The 22048-nt window shown below is 74.0% G+C and carries 14 protein-coding genes; 1 reads left to right on the top strand and 13 read right to left on the bottom strand.

Annotated features, from left to right (window positions below):
- Window positions 1–246: 246 nt before the first annotated feature.
- The 13 genes from DSM104329_RS10615 to DSM104329_RS10555 form a co-directional block, all read right to left on the bottom strand.
- Window positions 247–1557, bottom strand: coding sequence for a PucR family transcriptional regulator (locus tag DSM104329_RS10615; protein WP_259315408.1), 1311 nt, complete (start codon window positions 1555–1557; stop codon window positions 247–249).
- 45 nt (window positions 1558–1602) lie between these two features.
- On the bottom strand, window positions 1603–2550 hold the full coding sequence (locus DSM104329_RS10610) for a phosphotransferase family protein (RefSeq protein WP_259315407.1): 948 nt from the start codon (window positions 2548–2550) through the stop codon (window positions 1603–1605).
- Entirely contained in the window at window positions 2541–3677 is a 1137-nt protein-coding gene (locus DSM104329_RS10605; protein ID WP_259315406.1) for a hypothetical protein, read from the bottom strand. The genes DSM104329_RS10610 and DSM104329_RS10605 overlap by 10 nt, the downstream gene beginning before the upstream one ends.
- Complete coding sequence (locus DSM104329_RS10600) at window positions 3674–4291, bottom strand: class I SAM-dependent methyltransferase (RefSeq protein WP_259315405.1); 618 nt, start codon at window positions 4289–4291, stop codon at window positions 3674–3676. Before DSM104329_RS10600 ends, DSM104329_RS10605 begins: the two co-directional genes overlap by 4 nt.
- Complete coding sequence (locus DSM104329_RS10595; RefSeq protein ID WP_259315404.1) at window positions 4285–5508, bottom strand: hypothetical protein; 1224 nt, start codon at window positions 5506–5508, stop codon at window positions 4285–4287. Before DSM104329_RS10595 ends, DSM104329_RS10600 begins: the two co-directional genes overlap by 7 nt.
- Window positions 5505–6242, bottom strand: a complete 738-nt coding sequence (locus DSM104329_RS10590; RefSeq protein WP_259315403.1) for a DUF6270 domain-containing protein — start codon at window positions 6240–6242, stop codon at window positions 5505–5507. Before DSM104329_RS10590 ends, DSM104329_RS10595 begins: the two co-directional genes overlap by 4 nt.
- Window positions 6239–7138 carry a polysaccharide lyase gene (locus tag DSM104329_RS10585; RefSeq protein WP_259315402.1) on the bottom strand — a complete coding sequence of 300 codons (900 nt, stop codon included), beginning with the start codon at window positions 7136–7138 and terminating at the stop codon, window positions 6239–6241. Before DSM104329_RS10585 ends, DSM104329_RS10590 begins: the two co-directional genes overlap by 4 nt.
- 2 nt (window positions 7139–7140) lie before the next feature.
- A complete protein-coding gene (locus DSM104329_RS10580) occupies window positions 7141–8250 on the bottom strand; it encodes a glycosyltransferase family protein (protein ID WP_259315401.1) in 1110 nt (369 codons plus the stop codon).
- The gene (locus tag DSM104329_RS10575) at window positions 8247–9623 is read right to left on the bottom strand and encodes a glycosyltransferase family 2 protein (protein ID WP_259315400.1); all 1377 of its coding nucleotides are present in this window, start codon (window positions 9621–9623) and stop codon (window positions 8247–8249) included. Before DSM104329_RS10575 ends, DSM104329_RS10580 begins: the two co-directional genes overlap by 4 nt.
- Window positions 9620–10261 (bottom strand): class I SAM-dependent methyltransferase, encoded by a 642-nt coding sequence (locus DSM104329_RS10570; protein ID WP_259315399.1) that lies wholly within the window; start codon window positions 10259–10261, stop codon window positions 9620–9622. The genes DSM104329_RS10575 and DSM104329_RS10570 overlap by 4 nt, the downstream gene beginning before the upstream one ends.
- Window positions 10258–17241, bottom strand: coding sequence for a glycosyltransferase (locus DSM104329_RS10565; RefSeq protein ID WP_259315398.1), 6984 nt, complete (start codon window positions 17239–17241; stop codon window positions 10258–10260). The genes DSM104329_RS10570 and DSM104329_RS10565 overlap by 4 nt, the downstream gene beginning before the upstream one ends.
- Window positions 17238–19919: a glycosyltransferase gene (locus DSM104329_RS10560; protein ID WP_259315397.1), complete on the bottom strand. Its 2682-nt coding sequence runs from the start codon at window positions 19917–19919 to the stop codon at window positions 17238–17240. The genes DSM104329_RS10565 and DSM104329_RS10560 overlap by 4 nt, the downstream gene beginning before the upstream one ends.
- A gap of 234 nt (window positions 19920–20153) precedes the next feature.
- Window positions 20154–20555 carry a hypothetical protein gene (locus DSM104329_RS10555; protein ID WP_259315396.1) on the bottom strand — a complete coding sequence of 134 codons (402 nt, stop codon included), beginning with the start codon at window positions 20553–20555 and terminating at the stop codon, window positions 20154–20156.
- A gap of 195 nt (window positions 20556–20750) precedes the next feature.
- Between DSM104329_RS10555 and DSM104329_RS10550 the strand changes: the two genes are divergently transcribed.
- Window positions 20751–22040, top strand: coding sequence for a GntR family transcriptional regulator (locus DSM104329_RS10550; protein ID WP_259315395.1), 1290 nt, complete (start codon window positions 20751–20753; stop codon window positions 22038–22040).
- Window positions 22041–22048: the final 8 nt, after the last annotated feature.

The raw sequence follows: 22048 nt of genomic DNA, 5'->3' as shown, positions 1-22048 counted from the left end.
GCCGCTTGGCATTGCACGCGCGCGGTTGTGAGATCACCAGCCGGCACCGGCGGCTGGCCGACACGCGTCAGCGAACCCGCTCCGCGCCGCCCCAGCGGCGCCAGGATCCGCTCGTGCAGATCCCCGCCCTCCCCCGCCGCCGCACGACGGATCAGCTACTCACGCAGGCGGTCGGCCAGGGCTTCGTGCGCGTCCATGGCCACACGCGGCCGGCACGCCGGAATGTTCGCCCCGGTCAGCGGGCTCTCAGGCCACGGGAACTGCGCCGAGCTCCTGACCGCGGATCGGACGGCGCACGTCGGACGGGGGCGGCCGCTCCATGATGTTGCGAATGGCCAGCGCCTTGAGGCCGAGCGCAAGCTGCTCCTGACCGCGCGGCGACAGCGGATCGTGCCCCGTCGCCTCGGCGATGCGCTCGAGGTGCGACGCGACGGTGTGACGGTGCAGATAGAGCGCCTGAGCGGTGGCGGTCATGCTCGCGCCCTGGTCGATGTACGCGTTCAGCGTGTCGACCGGCGCGGCGAGGGACGGGTGGCCGGGCTCGAGCGCCGGACCCACCGTCGTGTCGATCAGTGCGTCGAGCTGGCGCGGATCCGTCGCAGCGGTGCGCACGAGCAGGCGCCAGCTTCCGACCAGCAGCTCCTCGAGCTCGACGCCTGCCTGCTCAGCGAGCAGCAACCCGATCTCGGCGGCGTCCAGGGCGATGTGCAGGTCGGCCGGATCGCGCTCGAACGGCGCCAGGGCCGCGGCGCCCCGTTCGCGCAACCGCCGAGCGAGCCGTCGCGCCACCGCGTCCGGCGCAGCCGCGTCGTCGTCGGACCCGGGCAGCAGCGCCTCCACCCGGTCGTCGCGCACCGCCGCCAGGGCGCCCGGCAGCTCCCCCTCGATCGTCGCCAGGACCCGCTCCGCGTCGCCGGGAGCCAGTCGGGCGCACAATGCGCTGGCCCCCGCGGTGAGGTCGGACCCGAGTCTCCGGGCGCGCGCGAGCACCTCGGCCACCGGCGGCCCTGGGTGGCGCCGCATGTCCTCCAACAGGCCGGCACGTGCGTGGCGCTGGGTCAGCGAGGTCCCGTGGGCCAGCGTCACGGCGGTCAGCGCGGCCATCGCGGTGACCTCGAGGACCTCTCCGAGCAGCTGAACGTTGCCCACCTCGAGGACCAGCACGGAGCCGAGACGGTCGCCGAGCAGGTCGATCGGCAGCTCACCGGCGAGCGCGACGGGCGCGTGGGCCAGTTGACCCCGCATGCCGGCGGTCACGTACCGTCGCAGCTCGGCCAGCCGATCGTCGCCGCGATCGGGCGAGATCACCGCCACGTCGACCTCGGGAAGCACGATCGCCACGGTCCCGAGGAGCTTCTCGGCCGCGATCGCCGCGACGCCGCCGACTCCGGCGCCCGCCAACGCCGAATCGATCATCGCCGCGTGCACGAGGCGCGCGCCCCGCGCGGCCCGCTGCGCGTCGTCGGCGCTGGACGCCGCCCGCAGCAGGAGGCCATCGTGCCGGGACGGGTCACCGGTCGCGATGTGCGGAACGATCAGCGATTCTCTGGCGTTCATCCGGATCGAAACGCGACGAAGGCATCAAGGTTGGATGGTCGCGCATCACAGCTCGAGCCGCTCAGCGGCTCTCCGTGCCTCGGCCACCCAGTCCTGGGCGTGCTCGGCGGGCGGCGACCAGGTCGACGACCAGCCGATCCACTGCAGCGCGGCCACCAACCGAGCACATTCGAGCGTCTCCAGCAGCTGATCGGCGGAGGCCCGGCCCCCGGCCGCCGACCAGGTCTCGTGGTACTCCAGCGCGAGCCGCTCCCGCTGCGCCCCGCTCCACGCCCCCGCCGTCAGTGCGGCCAGGTCGAGCAGCCCCGGCCCGATGCCGGCCATCTCCCAGTCGACGACGCGCAGGCGCGGCGGGGTCCCCCGTTCGACGAGCACGTTGGACGCGTAGAACTCGCCGTGCACGAAGGCGCTCGGCCAGGCGAGCAGCCGGCGCAGCACGCGTTCGTGTCCGCGCGCCACGCGATCCAGTGAGCCGGGCGGGGCCAGGGCACGAGCCCGTGCCAGCCACCCGCGAAACCAGGACGCGTCGTAGCGCAGCAGCTCCGCCGGCGGCGCGCCGACCGCGCGGACATGCAGGTCGGCGAGCCAGCGCGCGGCCGCCGCCCACGCGGGACCGGCGGCCATCTCGGCCAGCGGCTCGCCGTCCACGAGCTCCAGCAGCAGCCAGAAGCTCTGCCGCGCCGGGTCGGCGACGCCGCCCAGCAGGCGCGGCACGCCGACCTCCATCGGCCCGACGACGTCGCGGTAGACGATCAGCTCGCGCCGCGGGTCGAGCACGAAGGCCGGCTTCGCGGCCGCCGCCTCCGACGCCAGCGCTGCCGACGCGACGTCCTTGAGCAGCATCCGCCGCCGACCGCCGCCCGCCAGCTCGACGTCCAGCACCTCGACCGCGAAGCTGGAGCGCCGCGGCAGCGGCGCGCGGCGCAGCCCCGCCACCGGGCTCCCGAGCCGGTCGGCCAGGTGCGCCCGCAGCTGCGCGTCGGTCACAGGCACGCCAGCAGCCGCGACAGGACGCGATCGGACTCGAAGACCTCCTCTGCGATCGCGCGGGCCGCGCGACGGTGGCGCGGGTAGTCCCGGCGCAGGGCCTCGACCGCCGCGACCGCCTCGTCGCCGGTGCGAAACGCCAGCAGTCCATCGCCGGTCGGCAGGTGCTCCGAGAAGCCGGTCTCCTGCGCGATCACCGGCCGTCCCGTCGCCAGGTAGCAGACGCTGCGATCGCTGAACCAGCCGCAGTCCGCCGCGACGTAGCCGCTCTTGGCGATGCCGAGCTCCGCCCACGAGCAGCGGACGAAGTCCTCGTAGCGGCGCGGCGTGCCGGCCGCGACGTCGGGATCGGAGAGCTGCCAGCCGTGCCGGTGCAGTGCGGCGATGTCCTCGGTCTCGTCGGGGTGGATGCCGAGCGCGAGCATCACCCGCACCCCGAGCCGCCGCGGGAGGTCGATGAGCCGGCGCAGCGAGTGGGCCTTCTGGCCGTAGTGAACGCCCTGATGCTCGATCGACCCGTACGCCCGCCAGTGCCCGATGGTGGTCAGCCGCGGGCTCGCCGGGCGGTCCGCGACGGGCCAGTGCTCGAGCACGACGGGCGGCAGCGTGGAGATCCATGGGCGCCCCGCGCTCGGCACCCGGCCGCCCGCGGCGCCGACCGACTGCCCCACCGTCACGAACCGGTTGTGGCGGTCGAAGCCGAGATCGATGCCCTGCGCCTCGTGCCAGAGCTGGGTGAAGCCGGGATCGAGGTCGACGAACGCGCGCACCGGGACGCGGTCCATGATCGGCGCGTCGAGCATGCCGGACAGGTTGAGCAGCACGTCGGCGCCTCCGATGAGCCGGTCGAGCTCCCCGCGGCGAAGGCCGAGGGTGGCGCCGCCGGAGGCATCGAGCAGCGCGGCCCGGCCCGCGAGACCGAACCGCGCCACGACGTCGCGGAAGTACGCCGCCGCCGGTGTGCGCTCGAGCGCCGCGCCATCGTGGTCCACAGGCTCGACGAACAGCACGTCGTGGCCGAGCCGGCGCAGGCCGAGCACGTACTGCAGCACCGCCCACGTGGCGCCTCCCTGGCGCGGCACCCCGGCCAGCATCCCGCTGACGACGATGCTGAGGCGATCGCCTCGGCTCACGCGCGCTTCCGGAAGACCTCGTGCGCCACGATCTCCTCGTAGCGGGGGTCGGGGCGCACGAGCGTGTCGATGACCAGCTTCACCTGCTGGGCGTTGATCTGCTCGTCGGTCAGGAACGCGTCGCGGGTGTCCGCCATCCACTTCGAGCCGGCGATCGACCAGAAGTAGTCGTCGAAGTTGATGCAGCCGCCGGGCTTGAGCAGCCGGTCGCACAGCACGAACGCCAGCCCGTCGTGCAGGAACGTGTGCGCGCCGTCGAGGTAGATGTAGTCGTAGATCGGCGTGTCGTGGCTCTGGACCTGCTTCATCAGGCTCCAGTTGTAGGAGTCCCAGTGCCGGCGGGTGTTGCCGAACCCGACCGCGTTGCGATAGCCGAGCCCCTCGAGGTCGCCGATGATCTCGGCCACCTTCTCCTCGAAGTCATAGAGGTGAAGCTCGCCGCGGTTGGCCATGATCCGCGCGAGCTCCTCGGTCGTCGCGCCGATGCCGAGGCCGATCTCGGCCACGACCGGCCGCGGGTTGCCGTCGGCCAGCAGCCCGGCGACGTGGTCGCACACCTTCGGGTCCGCACGGGACAGCGTCTCGAACCCTGGTGTGTTGATCTTCTCTAGCACTGCTCCGCCTTCGTCGGGGTGGGACCGCCCGCGAACGCGGGCCGGGGGACGTGCGCGGGCGACAACCCGGTCGCCTCGAGCAGCGGGGCGAGCGCCCGCCGCGGGGTGAACCACTGCTCCGCGATGCGCCGTGCGGCCCGCCGGTGGCGCGGATAGTCCTCGGCGATGGCGCGAGCGCCGTCGCGCGCCTCGTCGAGTGTCCGGAACGACAGCAGGCCCTCCCCGAGCGGCAGGTGCCCGGCCTGGCCGGTGTCCTGGACGAGCGCCGGACGGCCGCACGCGAGGTAGCGCACCGTGCGGTCGCTGAACCAGCCGCTGCACGTCTCGACGTAGACGCCCTGGGCCGCGGAGAACTCCGCGCCCGACCGCTGAACGAAGCGGCGGAAGCCGTCGACGCCGCTCACCAGGGCGGGGTCGACGAGCGTCCAGCCACCGCCGCGCAGCAGGTCGGCGTCGCCCGCGTCCGCCGCGTGGATGTCGAGCGCGATCGCAAACGGCGCGCCGGCCAGCCGCGGCAGCCGGGCGAAGCGGCGGAACTCGTGGACCTTGAGGCCGTACGTCCGCCCGCGCCACGCCGGGCGCCCGAAGGCTCCGCGCCAGCTCGCGACGGTCGTGAAGCCGCCGAAGCCGCCGCCGTCCTCCTGCACGGGCCAGCGGTCGAGCACGACCGGCTGGCGAATGGGACGCCAGCAGACGCCCGCCGTCGGCAGGGGGCAGTGCGCCGTGCCGATGTTGGCGCCCACGGTGAAGTGCAGCTCGTGTCCGTCGAGGCCCGCCGCGTCGGAGCCGGACTCGTGCCAGATCTGGGTGAAGCCGGGATCGAGGTCGACGAAGACGCGGCGGGGCAGGCGCTCGAGCAGCGGACGCCAGCGCAGGTGGCCACTGATGTTCACGAGCAGGTCGGCCTCCGCGGCCCGGTCGAGCAGCTCCTCGGGCTCGAGCCCGACGGTCCGGCCGTCGTCGGAGCAGATCAGCGCGGCCCGGCCGTCGAAGCCGAACGCCGCGCACACCGACCGGAACGCCGCGGCATTGGCGGAGCCGGCGAACGCAGCCGGGTGCCCGTCGCCGTCGACGCAGTCGGCCTCGGCGATCTGCTCGACGAACACGACGTCGAAGCCGAGCGAGCGCAGCGCCTCGGCCCAGCTCATGCGCACCCAGATGCTGCCGCCGTGGCGGTGCTTGTTGGCGAGCGCACCGGCGACCAGGACCGTCGTCATCGCAGCGCGTACAGCTCCTGCAGGCGCCGGGCCGCCTCGCGGTTGTAGGACGCCTCGTAGTGAAACGGCTCGAGCTCCCAGCGGTGGCCGGCGTCGGCCAGGTGCTCGGCGGGATCGAGCTGCAGCGTCTCGACGCCGGCCCCGAACGCGTCGGCCAACGCGTCGTAGCTGCGGTCGAGCATGTCGTTCTGCAGACGGCAGAGCTCCAGCCGCGCGTCCGGGAAGGGGTGCACGCGCTCGCCGTCGGTGTAGTGCAGCGACCACAGCGCGCGGTGCAGGATGACGCGCTCGGGCGGCACGATCTCGGTGACGCGCGCGGCGAAGACGGGCGCCGCGGCGGCGAACAGCTCGCAGCCCCGCTCGGACATCCGCCGCAGCGGCCGCATGTCCGGATGCAGGTTCTCGCCGAGGCCGGCCGCCTGCAGCGCCGACGACACCGTGACGACGGTGCCCGCGCCGGCGAGCAGGTCGAAGCGCTCGTCGATCAGGTCGACGATCAGCAGGTCCGGCGGATCCTCCGCCAGCGAATCGAAGAACGTCTTGTGGAGGTCGGCGAGCACGCAGCGGCGCTGGAACGGCGAGTCGAGGACGACTCGCTCCTCGTCGACCGGCAGCGGCGGCGCGACCGCGCTGATCACCGACGACCGCGCGGTGTAGTGGCCGAGGCTGGGGCGCAGCGCCGGGTCCTCGAAGACGTCGCGCGTGACGCAGCTGCCGAAGATCGCGACCGTCATCGGAATCGTGTCACCCCGCCGTGGTAGATCCGCGACGTCGCGGGCGACGGCGCGCGGTAGAAGCCCTGCTTGAGGTACGTGCCCTGGCCGGGGTAGAGCGTCGCCGCCCGTGTGACCGGCACGACGGTGCGCCCGTCGATGGCCAGCGCCACCCGGCCGCGTTGAGCGGACGCCGACCAGCGGACGTACAGCGCGAAGTCGACCCACCGGCGTCGCGCCAGCGCGACGGTGTCCCAGGCGCGAGCGGTCCCGGGCCGGCAGGTGCGAGGATCCAGCCGGCCGCCGCGGACGGCGAGCCGGATCCGCGGCGGCGTGTGGCGGGTGTTGATCTGCAGGGCGATGTTCGGGCTGCAGCGCGTGGGCCGCGCGGGCGGCGACGGATCCCACTGGTGCCACTGCGTGAAGACGTTCGACGTGCTCGACGCCAGCGGGTTCAGGTCGGCGGGGAAGTAGGACGACCAGGCGTACCAGGCCTCGGCGCCCTCGCGCCCGGCGGTCGCGGCGTGGGAGGCGACGACCTCGGCCCGCTCCCCGCCGGGCACCGGGCGGTCTCCGGGCCGCACGGTGAAGAGGGCCACGCGCCGCCCGCGCGTGCCCGGGCCGGGGACGATCCGCACCCCGCCGGGCGCGGCCTGGACCTGCGCCCAGTCGTGGAGGCGCCGCGCGGCGAGACGGCCGCGCCAGACCGCGCGGTGCTCCCGGCCGCGCACGACGAGCGACGAACCACGCGCCGGCAGGCAGCGCGGTCGCGCACCGTCGGCGCGCGACCGTTCGCTGCGGCAGGTCACCGTCGGACCGCGCTCGGCGCCGGTGCCGGGCTCGCGCACCGGAGCGGCGCACCCGCCTGCTCCGGTGATGGCCACGATCGCGATGCCCACGCGCTGCGCCACGCTCACCCTCACAACCGCTCGAGCAGTCGCGTGAGGACCTTGTCGGAGTCGAAGTGCTCCTCGGCGAACGCGCGCGCGGCCCGCGCATGCCGCGCGTAGTCGCGGGTGATCGACTCCACGCCGGCCGCCGCCTCGTCGGGCGTCGCGAACGCGAGGACGCCCGCTCCGAGCTCGTAGAGATCCGACAGGCCGGTGTCCTGCGCCAGCACCGGGCGTCCCGAGGCGAGGTAGCAGATGCTGCGCTCGCTGAACCAGCCGCTCACGGTCTGGACGTACATGCCCTTGGCCACCATCAGCTCGGCCCGTGATCCGGCGATGAAGCGCCGGTAGCCATCGGTCGTCGACGCCACCTGCGCCGGCTCGACCAGCGTCCAGCCCGTCGAGCGCAGCAGGTCGAGGTCGGCCGCGTCCGCGGGGTGGATGGCGAGCGCGACCTCGAACCCGTGCCCGGTGGTCGCCGGCAGCCCCGCGAAGCGGCGGAACTCGTGGGCGCGAAGCCCGTAGCGGGTGCCGTCGTACTCGACCGGGTCGTAGGCGCCGCGCCAGCTCCCGATGCTCGTGAACGGGCGCACGGGCGCGTCCTCGGCTGCGGGCCACGCCTCCAGCACGACCGGCTGGCGCGTCGTCACCCACTGCAGGCCGCAGGTCGGCAGCGTGCAGTCCGGCCGGCCGATGCGCTCGCCGATCGTCACGTGCACGTCGTGCCCGGTGAAGATGTCCGCCTGGCCGAGCTCGCGCCACATCTGGGCGAACCCGGGATCCGTGTCGAGGAAGACGCGACGCCGCGCCGCGGCGAGCAGCTCGGCATCGGTCAGGAAGCCCATGACGTTGAGCAGCAGGTCGGCGGAGGCCACGTGATCGAGCGCATCGCGCCGCGGCAGACCGGCGTGCGTGCCGTCTCCGAGGGCGAGCGTCCAGTCGCCGCCCAGGCCGTGGCGGTCCATCACCGCCGCCACCCACCGCACGCCCGCGGGGTCCGCGGCCGGCAGGGCGTCCACCAGCAGGACGTCCCATCCGAGCCGCTTGAACCCGAGCAGGTACTGCAGGAACTGCCAGGTGTGCCCGGCGTTGCCCGGCTTGGCGGCGACCGATCCGGCGATGGCGATGCGGCCGGTCATGACGCTCGCAGGTCGAAGATCACGCAGTCCTCGTCGGCATGCGCCGGCCCGCCGAGGCGCTCGGCCAGCGCTTCGTAGTGCTCGAGCCACCAGCGCGACGCGCTCGGGAACACGAGGTGCGACAGCCCGGCCCGGCGCAGCTGCTCCAGGTGGTCGACGGCGGCGGCGCCGTCGCGCGGATAGCCGCCCGGGAGCAGGCGCCGGTCGGGGAACTGCCGTCCCCGCCGCCCGCTCAGATGCAGCAGCGTGGGGTCCCATTTCGTCGCCGTGGCGACCATGGCGTCGGGCGGAGTGACGCGGCGCAGCACGTCCGCAACGCGAACCAGCGCGGCATCCCACTCCGGGTCGCCGGCCGCGGCGCGGGCGATCGACCGGCCGAACCGCGACCCCTCGAGCTGATGCGCGAGCCGGCCGAGCAGCAGCCGGGTCAGGCGGTGGCACGCGTACTCGTCGGCCCGTGCGGTCGCCGCCAGCAATGCGCCCGAGTGTGCCCGCATGACGCCCGGGGCGAGCCGAGCGGCCAGCGCCACGGCGCGCAGCGCGGCGGCGCGCTCGCCGCGCGTGCGCAGGTCGCCCGCCAGCAGCAGCGTCCGGGCGCCGAGCGCGGCATGCGCCCGCCGGGCCTCCCGCCGTGGGTCCGCCAGGCGGGATGCCGCCAGGCGCAGGATCCGGCGCACGACGCGCACGTCGCAGCGCAGCCGCGCCCCGCCGGCCGTGGTGGCGGCGGAGATCGAGCCGGCGTGCTGGCGGTAGCGCGCCACCGTCGACGCGCGGTAGGCGACGGCGCCCTCGAGCGCCAGCCGCAGCCACATGTCCCAGTCCGAGCTGCTCGGCCCCGACGAGACGAACGGGCCCGCACCCGCGTGCGCGGCCGCGCGGGCCACGACCGTCGAAGTCGTCAGCTCATTGGCGAGGATGAGCTCTCCGAACGCGGCCGTGCCCGGCTCGACCGCGTCGTGATCGAACGGCCGGCGCCACGGGCGCCGGCCCTGCCCGGCCTCGTCGACGATCTCCGCCGCGCCGTGGACCACGGCGACGCCGGGGTTCTCCTCGAGCAGGCGCACCTGCTCGGCGAGCGCGCCCGGCTGGTAGGCATCGTCGGCGTCCAGCCAGGCGATGTAGCGCCCGCGAGCCCGGGCCAGGCAGCTGTTGCGGTTGGCGACGACCCCGACCGGCCGCGGATGGCGGTGATGGAGCACACGCCGGTCGCCGCAGCGGGCGACGACGTCGGCCGTGCCGTCGTCGGACGCGTCGTCGTGCACGAGCACCTCCAGCTCGTCGATCCCCTGGTCCAGGGCGCTCGCGAGCGCCTCGCCGAGGAAGCGGCCGTGGCTGCGCGTGGGGATGCAGACGCTGACGAGCGGGGCGGTCACCGCGCCTCCGGGCGCTTGCGGAAGAGCTTGTTCTCGACGAGCTCCTCGTAGCGGTCGTCGGGACGGACGAGCAGGTCGACCACCAGCGCCACCTGCGGTGCGTCGATCTGCTCGTCGGTGTAGAGCCGGCGCGTCGGCGGAAACGCCTCGGGACTCATCGACGGCGAGGCCGCGAGCGTCCAGTGGTAGTCGTCGAAGTCCACGTAGCCTCCGGGCGCGAGGAGCCGGTCGACGAGCAGGAACGCGAGCGCGTCGAACGCCCAGGTGTGGGCGCCGTCGATGAAGACGTAGTCGAACGGCGGCGCGCCCCCGCGACGCAGGAGCGCCATCAGGCTCCAGTTGTAGGAGTCGAACGTCCGCCAAGTGTTCGGGTGGGCCACGACGTTGGCGTGCCCGCGGGCGCGCAGGCGCTCGGCCACGGCGCTCACGCGATCCTCGTAGTCGAACAGGTGGATCTCGCCGTCGCCGGCAAGGTGGTCGGCGATCCGCTCCGCCGTGTCGCCCTGGTAGACGCCGAGCTCCGCGTAGCGCCGGCACCCGGACGCGCGGAAGAGCTCCACCGTCTGCTCGTTGGGACCGTCGACCAGCAGCTCCGAACGGGTGAACGGCGGGTCGACCGCGTCGGCGAACCCGGTCATGCGGTCACCGCCGCCCGGCCCGCGGCGCGCTCGCCGGCAACCGCGGCCGGCGGCCCGGCGCGCTGATCTCCGAGCCGGTAGACCGTGCAGGAATCCGGATCGGCGGCGAGCCGGCGGTGGTGGCGCTCGAGGTGGTCGCGGAGCTCGCCGTAGTGGTCCAGCCACCAGGACGAGGTCGCCGGGATGACGAGGTACTCGGCTCCGCGAGCCCGCAGCTCCTCGAGGTGGCGGACCGCCGTGGCGCCGTCGGCCGGGTGGTGGCCGGCATAGACGCCGTCCTCCGTCTGCGGGAAGTGCCAGCCGTGGCGGCCCGAGAGGTCCACCAGCTCCTCGTCGCCGCGAGCGATGACGAGCGCCGTCGCGTTGGCCGGGATGAGCCGCTCGACGTCCTCGTGCAGGCGCTCGGCCATCCGCCGGGCGCGCAGCTGCTCCACGAGCGCCAGCCGGCGACGGTCGAGCGTCGCGAGCTCGCCCTCGAGCGCTTCGGTGGTCTCGCGCCGCCGGCGGCGCCGCGAGTCGATCTCGGGCTTGGCCAGCACCGACTCGTACAGCTGCTCGAGTCCGTCGAGCTGATCGGCGATGTCGAATCTCTCCACCGCGCGGGTGCGCGCCGCCCTGCCCATGCGCTCGCGCAGTGCGGGGTCGCCGGCCAGCTCCGTCAGCCGCGCCGCGATCGCGCCCGGATCGCGGCGCGCCACGACGTAGCCCGTCTGGCCGTCGGCGACGTTCTCCGACAGGCCGTCGGCGTCGCTGCACACGACCGGCAGGCCCATCGCCTGCGCCTCGATGACCGACACGCAGAACCCCTCCGAGACCGCCGGGTGCAGGCAGACGTCCGCCCAGCGCAGCTGCTCCCGGACCTCGTCCGTGCTGCACGCGCCGAGCAGCTCGACGTGGTCCTCGAGCCCGAGGTCGTGGATCGCGAACAGGATCGCCTCGCGGTGCGCGCCGTCGCCGGCGATCCGGTAGCGCACGTCGATGCCGCGGTCGAGCACGGTGCGGATCGCGGCCAGCGCGTGCTCGTGGCCCTTCTTCCAGTGCAGCCGGCCGACGCTGACGATCCGCAGCGGCCGTTCCGGCGCGCCCGCGGGCTCGTAGCGGCGGTCCGGCGCGGCGAACGACGACACGTCGACCGCGTCGGTGATGACGCGGTGCGGCTTGTCGGCCGGGCAGCCCCGGCGCTGGGCGCGCCGCCAGATGTCCTGCGAGACGAGGTGCAGGGCATCCGCCGACTGCCAGACGTCGTCGTAGCAGTGCGGATCGTCGAGGCCGTGGTAGTTGGCGTCGTAGCCGCGGAAGCTGACGACGACCTTGCAGCCGAGCAGGTCGGCGACGTGCATGCGGCCCAGCGCGAGCGTTCCGTAGCCGAAGTGCACGATGTCGGGCGCCAGCTCGGTCAGCTGGGCCTCGAAGTCGCGGATCACGTGGATTCGCTCGCCGCTGCTCAGCTCGTCGGCGAGGTCCGGGAAGTACGGCCACTGGTCGCGGTTGCTGCGGTTGCACAGCACGTGGACGTCCCAGCCGCGTTCCCGCAGCCCCTGGAGCTCGCAGGCGAAGAACGTCTCGGAGAACTTCGGGAAGTGGTCGGTGACGAGCACGACGCGCCTGCGCCGGTCCTGGCCGGCACGGCCGTTCGCCGCCGCGCGGGCCGGGGGGGCGGCGGCGGTTTCCTTCGCGACCGTCGCGGCGTCCACGGCGGCGTGGCCGTTGCCGTTCCCGTTGCCGTTGGCGTGGGCCGCGCCGTTGCCGTTGCCGTTGGCGTGGGCCGCTCCGTTGCCGTTGACCGCCGCGCCGCCTGCCGCCCGGCGCAGCTCGAACAGCGCGCCCTGGTCCGGGCGCTGGAGGATGGGACGATGCTCGGTCTCGAGGTGGCGGCGCAGGGCGTCGTAGTGGTCGAGCCACCACAGCGACGTGCACGGGACGAAGAGGAAGCGTGCCCCGCGTTCGCGGGCCCGCTCCAGATGCGCCAACGCCTCGGCGTCGTCCGCCGGGTGATGGCCCAGCCACCGGCCCTGCTCGTCCTGGGGGAAGTGCTGCGTGCGTCGGCCTTCGACGCGCAGCAGCTCGTCGTCTCCGCGGCTGATCACGGCGATGGCCGCGGCGGCCTCCGTGTGCTCCGAGAGGACCGCCTCGGTGACGCGGCGCGACATGGCCAGGACCCGCTCGGGCGCCTCGGGTGCGTCCGGCGCGCCCGCGGGCGGCGGCGGCTCCTCCTCGACCGACTCGCCCCGGAGGACGCGGTTCAGCCGGCGCGCGCGGGCCCGCTCCTCGGCCAGTGATCCGTCGTCGTCCGGCCGCTCGGCCCCGCCGCCCTCGCGGGCGCGCAGCCCCTTGAGCGGGCGCAGGCACTCCGCGCGGAACGGCTCGCCGAGGAACCGCAGGCACTCGCGCACGAGGGCATCCGGCGTCTCGACGAGCGCCTCGAAGCGCACGCGGATCATGCGCTCGCCGAGCATCGGCTCCGCGTCGAGGCAGGCCTGGTTGGCCGCGGTCCAGTTCTCCAGCGCGCTGCGCTCGTCGAGCTTCCTGCGCAGCCGGGCCGGCACCTGCGTGCCGCCGGTGGCGCCGGCCGCGCCGAGCGGCGGGTCGACCATCGCGTCGACCGCGCTGTCGACGTCGCGCACGACGTGGATGAAGCGCGCCTCGGGAAACAGCGCCGCCAGACGCTCGATCGCGAACGTGTGCTGCCAGGAGGCGTCGACCCAGCGGCGCGCACCGTCCGCGACGAGGTCGCCGACGACCTCGGCGAACCGCCCCGCGAACGCCTCCGGCGACGGCGGCTGCTGACCGAGGCCGGCGCCGTCGCCGCTGCGCGCGGCATCGTAGACGCCCGACAGCGCGCCTCCGAGCTCACCGACCCAGCCGCCGTGCGGGGCGCCGGCGATGCCGGGATGCTCCGCCAGCGCCCAGGCCACGGCGCTGGCGCCGGAGCGATCGGCTCCGACGACGAACACCGGCCGCACCGAGCCCTCCGGCGCAGGCGCCCGGGCCGTCACCGGCGCCGGTTGCGGGCGCTCTCCCCCGCGACCGCTCAACCGGGGACCGATGAGCTGGGACAGCCGCACCGGCCGCGCGACCGCGATCGGCTCGAGGTCGGGCTCGCCGCCCTGCGCCACGAGCTCGGCGTTGCTGCGCGCGCGCTCCCACAGCATCTCCATGACCCGCTTGCGCTCGGGTGACTGCAGCCCGGTCTCGGGAGCGGTCGTCAGCGAGCCGGCGCGGATGCGGCGGTGGTAGCCGTGATGCGGGATGTTGGCGACGTCGGTCACGAAGCGGGCGCGCCGCAGGAACTCCGCGTCGCCGCTGAAGCGCAGCCCCGAGGCGAACCCTCCGAGGCGCATCACGAGGTCACGGCTCACGATGCTCGTCGGGTGCAGCAGCGGGAAGGCCGTCGGCTTCTCGGCGAACGGGGCGTTGACGTCGAGCGGCCACGCGACCGGCGTGACCTCCGGCTCGTCGCAGAACACGCGGACCTCCTGCGTGCCCAGCAGCTCGGCACCGGTCTCCTGGGCATGGCGCAGCAGCTGCTCGAGGCGGTCGGGCGCGGACCAGTCGTCGGCATCCTGGAACAGGTACGCGTCGTAGTCGGTCGCCTCGATGATCTGCTGCACGAGCCGGTACGGGCCGGCGTTGCTGCTGGACTGCAGCAGCGTCACCTGCGGGAAGCGCCGCACGATCTCGATCGGCGGCTCGTCGGAGGCGTCGTCGATGACCACGATGCCGTCGGGCGGGCGGGTCTGGCGGACGAGCGACTCGAGGCAGTCCGGCAGCCACTCCTCGCAGCGGTAGTGCGGGATGATCGCCAGCACGGTCGAATCCAGGCCCAGCGGATGCGGCGACCCGGAGGACGGCGCGGGCGGTTCAGCCTCGGGTGATGTGGATGTCATGGTGGTCCTCGGTCTCGGTGTTCCACAGTGCGACAGGAGGTCGCCGAGCACCCGCTCGGCGCTGAAGTGCTCACGCGCGATCTCGGACGCCGCGCGCCGGTGGCGCGCGTAGTCCCCGTTGATCGCCTCGATCGCGGCGACGGCGCCGTCGGGGTCGCCGACGGCGAACAGCCCCTCGCCGACGGGCAGGACGTCGCCGAATCCGGTGTCCTGGGTGACCACCGGCCTTCCGGCGGCCAGGTAGGTGGCGCCGCGATCGCTGAACCAGCCCGTGCGCAGGCGGATGTTCTGGTCCTTGGCGACCGTGAACTCGGCCCGCGAGCCGGCCACGTAGTCGCGGTAGGCATCGGTGTCGGTGCCGAACGCAAGCGCGTCGCGCACGTGGAATCCGCGGGCGCGGAGCGCCTCGGCGTGGTGGGGCTGCATCCCGCTCAGGGCCAGCTCGATCGGCTGGTCGGTGCGCCGCGGGAGCTCGAGGAACCGGCGCCACTGCTCGTCCTTGGTCCATGTGTAGCGCTCGCCGCGATATTCGACGGCCCGCCACGCCTGACGCCAGTTGCCCACCGTCGTGAACCGCTCCGGTGCCGCGGCGCCACGGCCGGCCCAGTGCTCGAGCACCACGGGCTGACGGGTGGGGTGGAACGCGAAGCCGGCGGTGACCGGAAGCGGGCAGCCGGGGCGCCCCAGGTTCTCGGCGAAGGTGAACAGCGCATCGTGGGCGCCGAGCAGGTCGCGCAGCGCCTGGTCGCCGTCGTGCAGGCGTACCTGCGTCTCCACCGGGTCGGTCTCCAGGTAGACGAGCGGGCCGCCGGCACTGTGCTCGGGTCGCGGCGGCGTGCCGCCGTGGAGGTTGATCACGAGCTCGGCCTGGCTGAACAGCGAGCGCAGCTGCGTGTCGCTGGCGCCGTAGACGCGTCCGTCGTGCTGGTACGCCCACCGGCCGGCCAAACCGAAGCGAACCATGAGCTCCTCGATGAGCGCCGCGGCCCGGGCCGGTCCGTCGGCGCCCGGATCCGGCATGAGCATCGCCGGTGTGCGGCCGTGCGCCTCGACGTAGTGGACGTCGAACCCGAGGCGTTGCAGGCCGAGCAGGTAGTGCATCGTCTGCCAGATGACCCCGGGAACCGGCGTCTTGGCCATCATCCCCAGGAGGACGATGCGGCGCGACGAGGGGGCCGCCGGCGTGCGCGCCGGCGAGGGGTCGACCTCATCCGCCGCGATCGCCCCCGTCATCTCGGAGAGCACGGCGGTCGGGAGCGCCCTGGCGCGACCCGCTGCGCCGTGCTGCGCGTCCCACAGCTCCCGGTACAGCCCGGGATAGGCGACGAGCTCCTCGTGGGTTCCGTGCTCGACGATCCGCCCGTGGTTCATCACGAGGATCAGGTCCGCGTCGAGGATCGTCGACAGGCGGTGCGCCACCATCAGCGTCGTGCGGCCGACGGACAGGCGCTGCAGCGCGTCGAGGATCACCGACTCCGTCTTGGAGTCGATCGACGACGTCGGCTCGTCGAGGATCAGGATCGGCGCGTCCTTGAGGAACGCCCGCGCGACCGAGATCCTCTGGCGCTCGCCGCCCGACAGCTGCGCACCGCGCTCGCCCAGCTCGGTCGCATAGCCCTTCGGCAGCGCGGTGATGAAGTCGTGCGCATTGGCCGCGCGCGCGGCCTCGAGGACCTCCTCGTCGCTGGCCTCCATGCGGCCGTAGCGGATGTTCTCGAGGATCGGCCCGGAGAACAGCAGCGGCTCCTGGAGCACGATGCTGACCTGTGCGCGCAGGTTGTCGAGCTTGAGGTCCCGCACGTCGTGGCCGTCGAGTCGCACCACGCCCTCATGCGGGTCGTAGAAGCGCGGGAGGAGGTTCAGCAGCGTGCTCTTGCCGGCGCCGGTCGGCCCGACGATCGCCACGCGGTCGCCGGCCTGCACCTCGAAGTTGACGTCCTCGAGCGTCCCCTTGCGGCCCGTGTAGCTGAAGCTGACCCCGTCGAGCGTCAGCGCGCCCGTCGCCCGGCCGATGTCGATCGCGTCGGGCCGCTCCACGATCTCCTGGCGGGTGTCGAGCAGATCCAGCGCGCCCTGCAGCGTGATGAACCGCTCCTGCAGGTTGCTGATCGTCTGGCTGACCTGCTCGAGCGGCTTGTAGATCGCGGCGATGTACCCCATCACCACGAGCAGCTCGCCCGCGGTCATCCTGCCGTCGATGACGCTGTGGGCGCCGAACGCCAGCACGAGCGCCGTCCCGATCGCCGTGATGAGGGTCACGACGAGGGAGAACGTCGTCTGGCGGACGGTCAGGCGCACCCGAGCGCCGACGGCGGTCTCCGCCGTGTCGCGGAAGCGCGCGTGCTCGTGGCGCTCCCGCCCGAACGCGGCGATGACCTTCAGCATCGCCATCGCCTCGTGGACGATGGTCAGGGTGCGACCCTCGAGATTGCGGACGCGGCGGACCTCGGGATCGATGCGCTTGGCGTAGTAGCCCGCCGAGCAGTAGATCAGCGGAACCACCGTCAGCGACAGGAGCGCCAACGTCGGATCGATGCGGTAGACGACGACGAACATGCCGACGAGCGTCAACAGCGCCTGGATCAGCGGCGGGATCGCCACCACGATGGCTCCGACCGCCGTGGCCTGGTTGTTGATCTGGTACATGAGCAGGCCGGTGCGCTTGTTGTCGTGGAACGCCAGCGACAGGCGCTGCGCGTGCGCGAACATCTCCGTGCGCAGGTCGAGGACCATGCTCTGGTCGAGCTTCGTGCTGACGTAGTCGTCGAGCACGCCGAGGCCGCTCTGCAGCCCCGCCACCAGGACGCCGGCGACGACGGCGATGATCAGCAGCGCCGACCGGTCGACGTCGCCCAGGAAGCCGAGCAGCGCCGGAAGCGGCTTGTTGCCGAGCACGGTGTCGACCAGCAGCGCCAGCGGCCACGGGGACGCCAGCGCGGCCAGCGATCCGAACAGGGCGATCACGATCGACGCCACGGCCAGCTTGCGATGCGGCCGCAGGTAGCGCAGCACCCGCGGGAAGTCGCGGAAGAAGTACCAGGCGCTGCGCCGGTCAGGATCCCGCCGACGGCGCAGCACGGCCGCGCCGATCATGCGCCCGTCCCCATGACGCCGGACGCGGCGTCGTCGGCATCCAGCTCCGCGCCGTGGCGCGCGTCGACCGCGATGGCCGGCCGCATCGGCGTGACCACGGCAGTGCGGGGCGGGCCGGAGCCCGAGCCGGCGACCGCGCGCTCGACCGCGACCGCCGCGCGACCGCACTCGACCGCCCATCCGCCGGCCAGGCCGGCGGCCCCGGCACCGAGCAGCGCCATCGCGTGCATTGCGCCGTCGAGTCCCGCGAGCACCGCCAGCGCGACGAGGGCGGTCACCGATCCGGCGACGATCCGGGGGACGTAGGGCCACGAGCGGGTGAGCAGCTGCTGGCGGCCCTGGCCGTGCTCCTCCACGGCCGCCCGCATGCGCACGCCCCCCAGAGCCCCGGCGGTGATCTCGAGGTCCCACCGGTCGAACGCGCCGCCGCGTCTCACGCGCGCGCCGGCGGCACGCAGGTCCTCCTCGATCCGGCCGACACGGTCCTCCGGCGATCGCCATTCCTCCAGCCAGAGCTGCACCCGCCGCCGGCGGGGCAGCCCGCAGCCGCCGAGCTTGGGGCGGCGCCAGGGCGCGAGGCCATGCGCGAGGCGGCCGTGCAGGCGGGCCGCGGGCCCGAGGAGGTAGAGCAGTGCCGTGAGCGCGCGTCGCCGCCGGCGCCCGCGCGTCGGGAGCTCGAGCGAGCGGAAGTCCGCGCCGGCCGCCCCGACGACCGCATGCGCCAGCAGGAGCCCGATGCCCGCGACCAGCAGCGGCAGGGCGAGGAGCAGCGGCGGCCAGAACCGGCCGAGGCCCGCCGTCGCCCCCAGCGCCAGCAGGACGAGGTACCACTCCGGCGTCGCGGCGAGCAGGAAGAGGTGGTTCGGCCGAACGGCGACCGACGGCTGGAAGGCGCCCGAGCCCCACACCCCGTAGTACACGCGCGAGCGGTTGAGCCCGGCCAGGAGCCCGCGGCCGTAGAGCCGTCCGCCCCAGCCGAGCTGGCCGGCCACGTTGTACTTCTCGGGCCACTTGCGCTCGAGCAGCGCCTCGGCCCGGCCGTAGCCGCGCTGCTGGCGCCAGAACCGCCGCACGGTCGCCCGGCGGTGGTGCCACACCAGGGCACTCGGATGGAACCCGAGCGTCCCGCCGTGCTCCTGGATGCGCCAGCACACGTCCACGTCGTCGCCGGCGACGCGGAACTGCGCGTCGAAGCCGCCGATCGCCTCGAGCCATTCCCGCCGGAACGCCATGTTGCAGCCCGGGATGTGCTCCGCGACACGGTCGGAGAGCAGGACGTGCACCGGTCCGCCGGGCGCGTTGGCGACACATGCCGCGACGTCGCCGTCGCCGGGCGGTGGCACGTTCGGTCCGCCGACGGCCGCGAAGTCGCCGGCCGCGAACCCGGCGACCAGGTAGCCGAGCCAGTGCGGATCGGGCTCCGCGTCGTCGTCGGTGTACGCGACGATCTCCCCGGTCGCGGCGCGCCATCCCTCGTTGCGCGCGGCGCTCAGCCCGTGGTTGATCGTGGAGATGAGCCGAACCGGATGCCTCGCCGCGATCTGCGCCGACGCGTCGGTGGAGCCGTCGTCGACGACGATCACCTCGTAGTCCGGGTAGTCGAGCTCGGCCAGCGCCCTGAGGCAGTCGTCGAGCGTCGCCGCTCCGTTGTGGGTGCAGACCACGACGGAGACGCGCGGCAGGTCGCTGGAGGGCTCGAGCGGCACCTGGGCGAAGGCGTCGCGAATCGCGCTGAGCGCCGGCTTCGCCCGCCGCTGGCGGTCGGTGACGCCGAAGTCCCAGTCCAGGATCTCCTGGCCGCCGCGATGCCACTCGTCCGTCCACGAGAACACGACGGCCCCGGCGCAGCCGGCCCGAAACGCGCTGCGCAGCTGCCGGCTGAGGACCTGGGCCTGGCGCCGCGTCCCGTTGCGCCGGCTGTCCAGGCCGATCTCGGCCATGACGAGCGGCCGCTCGCCCGCCACGCTCTGCAGCCGGAAGAGATACGCGTCGAGCCCCGCCTCGTCCTCGAGGTAGACATTGAACGCGACGAAGTCCAGGAAGCCGAGCTGGAGATACTCCGTGCTCGGGAAGTTGACGTAGGTGACGAGGGCCTCGGGGTCCTCGTCCTTGACCGCCTGCTGCAGGCGCCGCAGGAAGCCTTCGATACGCCGCCGCCCGTACCAGCGGACGATCGACGCGGGGATCTCGTTGCCGATCGCGAACGCCAGGACGGCCGGGTGCGCCCGGCACTCGCGCACGCCGCTGCCCACCCGGGCCTCGATCGAGTCGGCCCGCCCCCGTTCGTCGAGGAACGCGATGTGCTGTTCCCACGGAAGGCCGACGAGCACCCAGATCCCGCGCTCGAACGCCTGGTCGAGCAGCCAGCGCGGCGGGACGGAGTAGGTCCGCAGCGTGTTGAGCCCGGACGCGGCCATGGCATCGAGGTCGGCGGCGACCTGAGCGGGGCTCCCGTAGTCGCGGCCGTCCTCGCCCGTGGCGAAGGTGCCGTACGTGGCGCCGCGCAGCCACAGGCGCCGGCCGCCGGCGCTGAGGAACTTGCCGTCGACCCGCGGCCGCCCGTCACCGGGCCGCGGGTCGGCCCATGGCCGCCCGACGGACGTGAGAGCACGCCGCGGATCGCTGTGATCGCGCACGACGAACCGCGCCCGCCGGGCATCTGTCGGCACCCCTGCCACGGCCCCGATGCTGCAGCGTCTCCCTGGTGACAGGAAGGGACGCGGTGGCAGACTTCTCGAGCGCTCGGTCGACGCGCCGGCGAATGCCAGCAGGCACCCTGTAATAAGGTCCGCAGAACGCTCTAGTTCATTTGATCATTGGTCCGCTTTCCGGTTCGTCCCTCTCGAGATTCACGGCCGGTTCAGGGCCGCCACGGGTGGGCGTGGAGGGGACGGCGGAGCAACGGGCCGGCCCTAGTCGATGACGGCGCAGCCGGCGTCCATCGCCGCGTCCTTGTCGGCCTTGAGCTCGTCGGACGCGTTGATGATGTCGACGGTGGTCGTGGCGGCGTCGATGGCCCCGGCGTCCTCGCGCAGCCAGATGGTCCACTTCTCGCACTCCTCCTCGGTGCCGCTTCCCTTGCCGCCGGCCGGGAACGCCTCGAGTGCGACGGACGTCGTCCCCACGGAGATGTGCGGGGGCAGCGTGGTTCCGCCGACCATCCCGCGATGGAGCTTCGCGCCCTTCACGCCCGCGGCGCCGGGGGCCTTGGCCGACGACGTGCCGCGGGCGGAGGCGATGCCGGTCGTGGCGCTGAGCGCGACGGCGGCGATGGCGGTGACGGTGGCGGCGGACTGCAGGTGACGGCGGAACATGACGGTTGTCCTCCCGTAGGACCGTTGACTGGATGGGCCCATCCTCGAACGACGTCCGCGCCGCGTCTGTCAACCCGCCGACACTTCCAGCGTCGAGCCCGCGGCCCGCGTGAGCCGGGGGTGCGCGCCGGTATTCTCGCCCGCATCGCCAGCACGTCCGCTCCCAGCCGCCGGCGCCGATCCACCCGGCAGGTGGTGACGCGCCTGCGGGAGGCCATCATCTTCGGCGACCGGCCGCCGGGCTCGCGCCTCCTCGTCGCGCACATCGCCCGGGAGGAGCACGCGAGCGTGGCGACCGTCGTCCAGGCGCTGCGGGAACTGGAGGCGATGGGGCTCATCGTGCGGGTCTCGCAGCGGGGCGCGCGGGTGAGCGAGCTGAGCCTGGCCGAGCTGGCGCCCCTCGCGGCGGCGCGCCGCTCGATGAGCCTGCTCGCCATCCGCCGGGCGGCCGAGCGGTTCACGCCGGCCGACGCGCGCCGAGCCGAGACCGCGCTGATGGAGCAGGAGCGCGCGCTCCGGGCCGGCGAGCTGCGCACGCTCGTCCCCGTCACGACCGAGTTCCACGAGGGGCTCTACGCGGCGGCGCAGTCGCCGTGGCTCTCGCGGTCGCTGCACGTCACGCACGAGTGCATGGAGCATTACCTGGCGCGCATCCTCGTCGGCCATCCCGGCATCGACGTGGACTACAGCGGCCACCGCGAGGTGCTCGACGCGTGTGTCGCCCGCGATGCCGACGAGGCGGTTCGCCGGCTCGACCGCCACCTCGGCGTCCTCGTCGACTTCTTCGAGCGCCTGCTCGACGCGGCCCCGGCGCTCGGCGCGGCCCCGGCGCCCGACGCGTCCCCGGCGCCCGGCGGAGCAGCCGCGCCGCACGGGACGTCGGCCGGCCCGGCGTCGCACCGCGACTGGGCGGCCGCGGAGCTGCTCGAGCGCATCCTGTCGGGCGAGCTCGAGCCCGGCGCGCCGCTGCGGCTGGAGCGCCTCGCGGACCTCCTGGGGACCGGCGTCTTCCCCGTGCGCGAGGCGCTGCGCGAGCTCGAGGCGCTCGGCGTCGTCGAGCACGTCCCCAACCGGGGCGCACGCGTGGTCGAGCCGTCCCCGGAGGACCTCGCGGACCTCGTGACCACGCGGCTCGCGCTCGAGCCGGTGGTCGCCGGCCATGCGGCGCGCGCGTTCACGCCGGCCGACGACGCGCTGGCGCGCGGGTGGGTGCAGCGTCATGCCGAGGCCGTCGCCGCGGGCGATGCCCGTCGCGCCCGCGCGGCGCGCCGGGAGCTGCACTTCACGCTCTATCGCGCCGCGGGCGCGCCACGTCTGCTGACCGTCATCCGCCCCGTGTGGACGCGGGCGGAGCTGCACGCGGGGCGGGATCGTCCCGGCGCCGCCGACGACGACACGGGTGCGCTCGACGAGCTGCGCGCCGCCTGTGCCGCACACGACGCGCCGCTCGCCGAGCGGCTGCTCACGGCCCGCATCCGCGGCTGACCCGGCCG

It is taken from the genome of Capillimicrobium parvum, from assembly GCF_021172045.1.
In the GTDB taxonomy this organism is placed as follows: domain Bacteria; phylum Actinomycetota; class Thermoleophilia; order Solirubrobacterales; family Solirubrobacteraceae; genus Capillimicrobium; species Capillimicrobium parvum.
Note: the sequence above shows the minus strand (reverse complement) of the source record. Positions and strands in the feature narration are given on the sequence as shown.

Coding starts and splice junctions, on each gene's coding strand:
- DSM104329_RS10615 (WP_259315408.1), bottom strand. CDS start 1,557: ATGAACGCCAGAGAATCGCTGATCGTTCCGCACATCGCGACCGGTGAC.
- DSM104329_RS10595 (WP_259315404.1), bottom strand. CDS start 5,508: ATGACGACGGTCCTGGTCGCCGGTGCGCTCGCCAACAAGCACCGCCAC.
- DSM104329_RS10590 (WP_259315403.1), bottom strand. CDS start 6,242: ATGACGGTCGCGATCTTCGGCAGCTGCGTCACGCGCGACGTCTTCGAG.
- DSM104329_RS10580 (WP_259315401.1), bottom strand. CDS start 8,250: ATGACCGGCCGCATCGCCATCGCCGGATCGGTCGCCGCCAAGCCGGGC.
- DSM104329_RS10570 (WP_259315399.1), bottom strand. CDS start 10,261: ATGACCGGGTTCGCCGACGCGGTCGACCCGCCGTTCACCCGTTCGGAG.
- DSM104329_RS10565 (WP_259315398.1), bottom strand. CDS start 17,241: ATGATCGGCGCGGCCGTGCTGCGCCGTCGGCGGGATCCTGACCGGCGC.
- DSM104329_RS10555 (WP_259315396.1), bottom strand. CDS start 20,555: ATGTTCCGCCGTCACCTGCAGTCCGCCGCCACCGTCACCGCCATCGCC.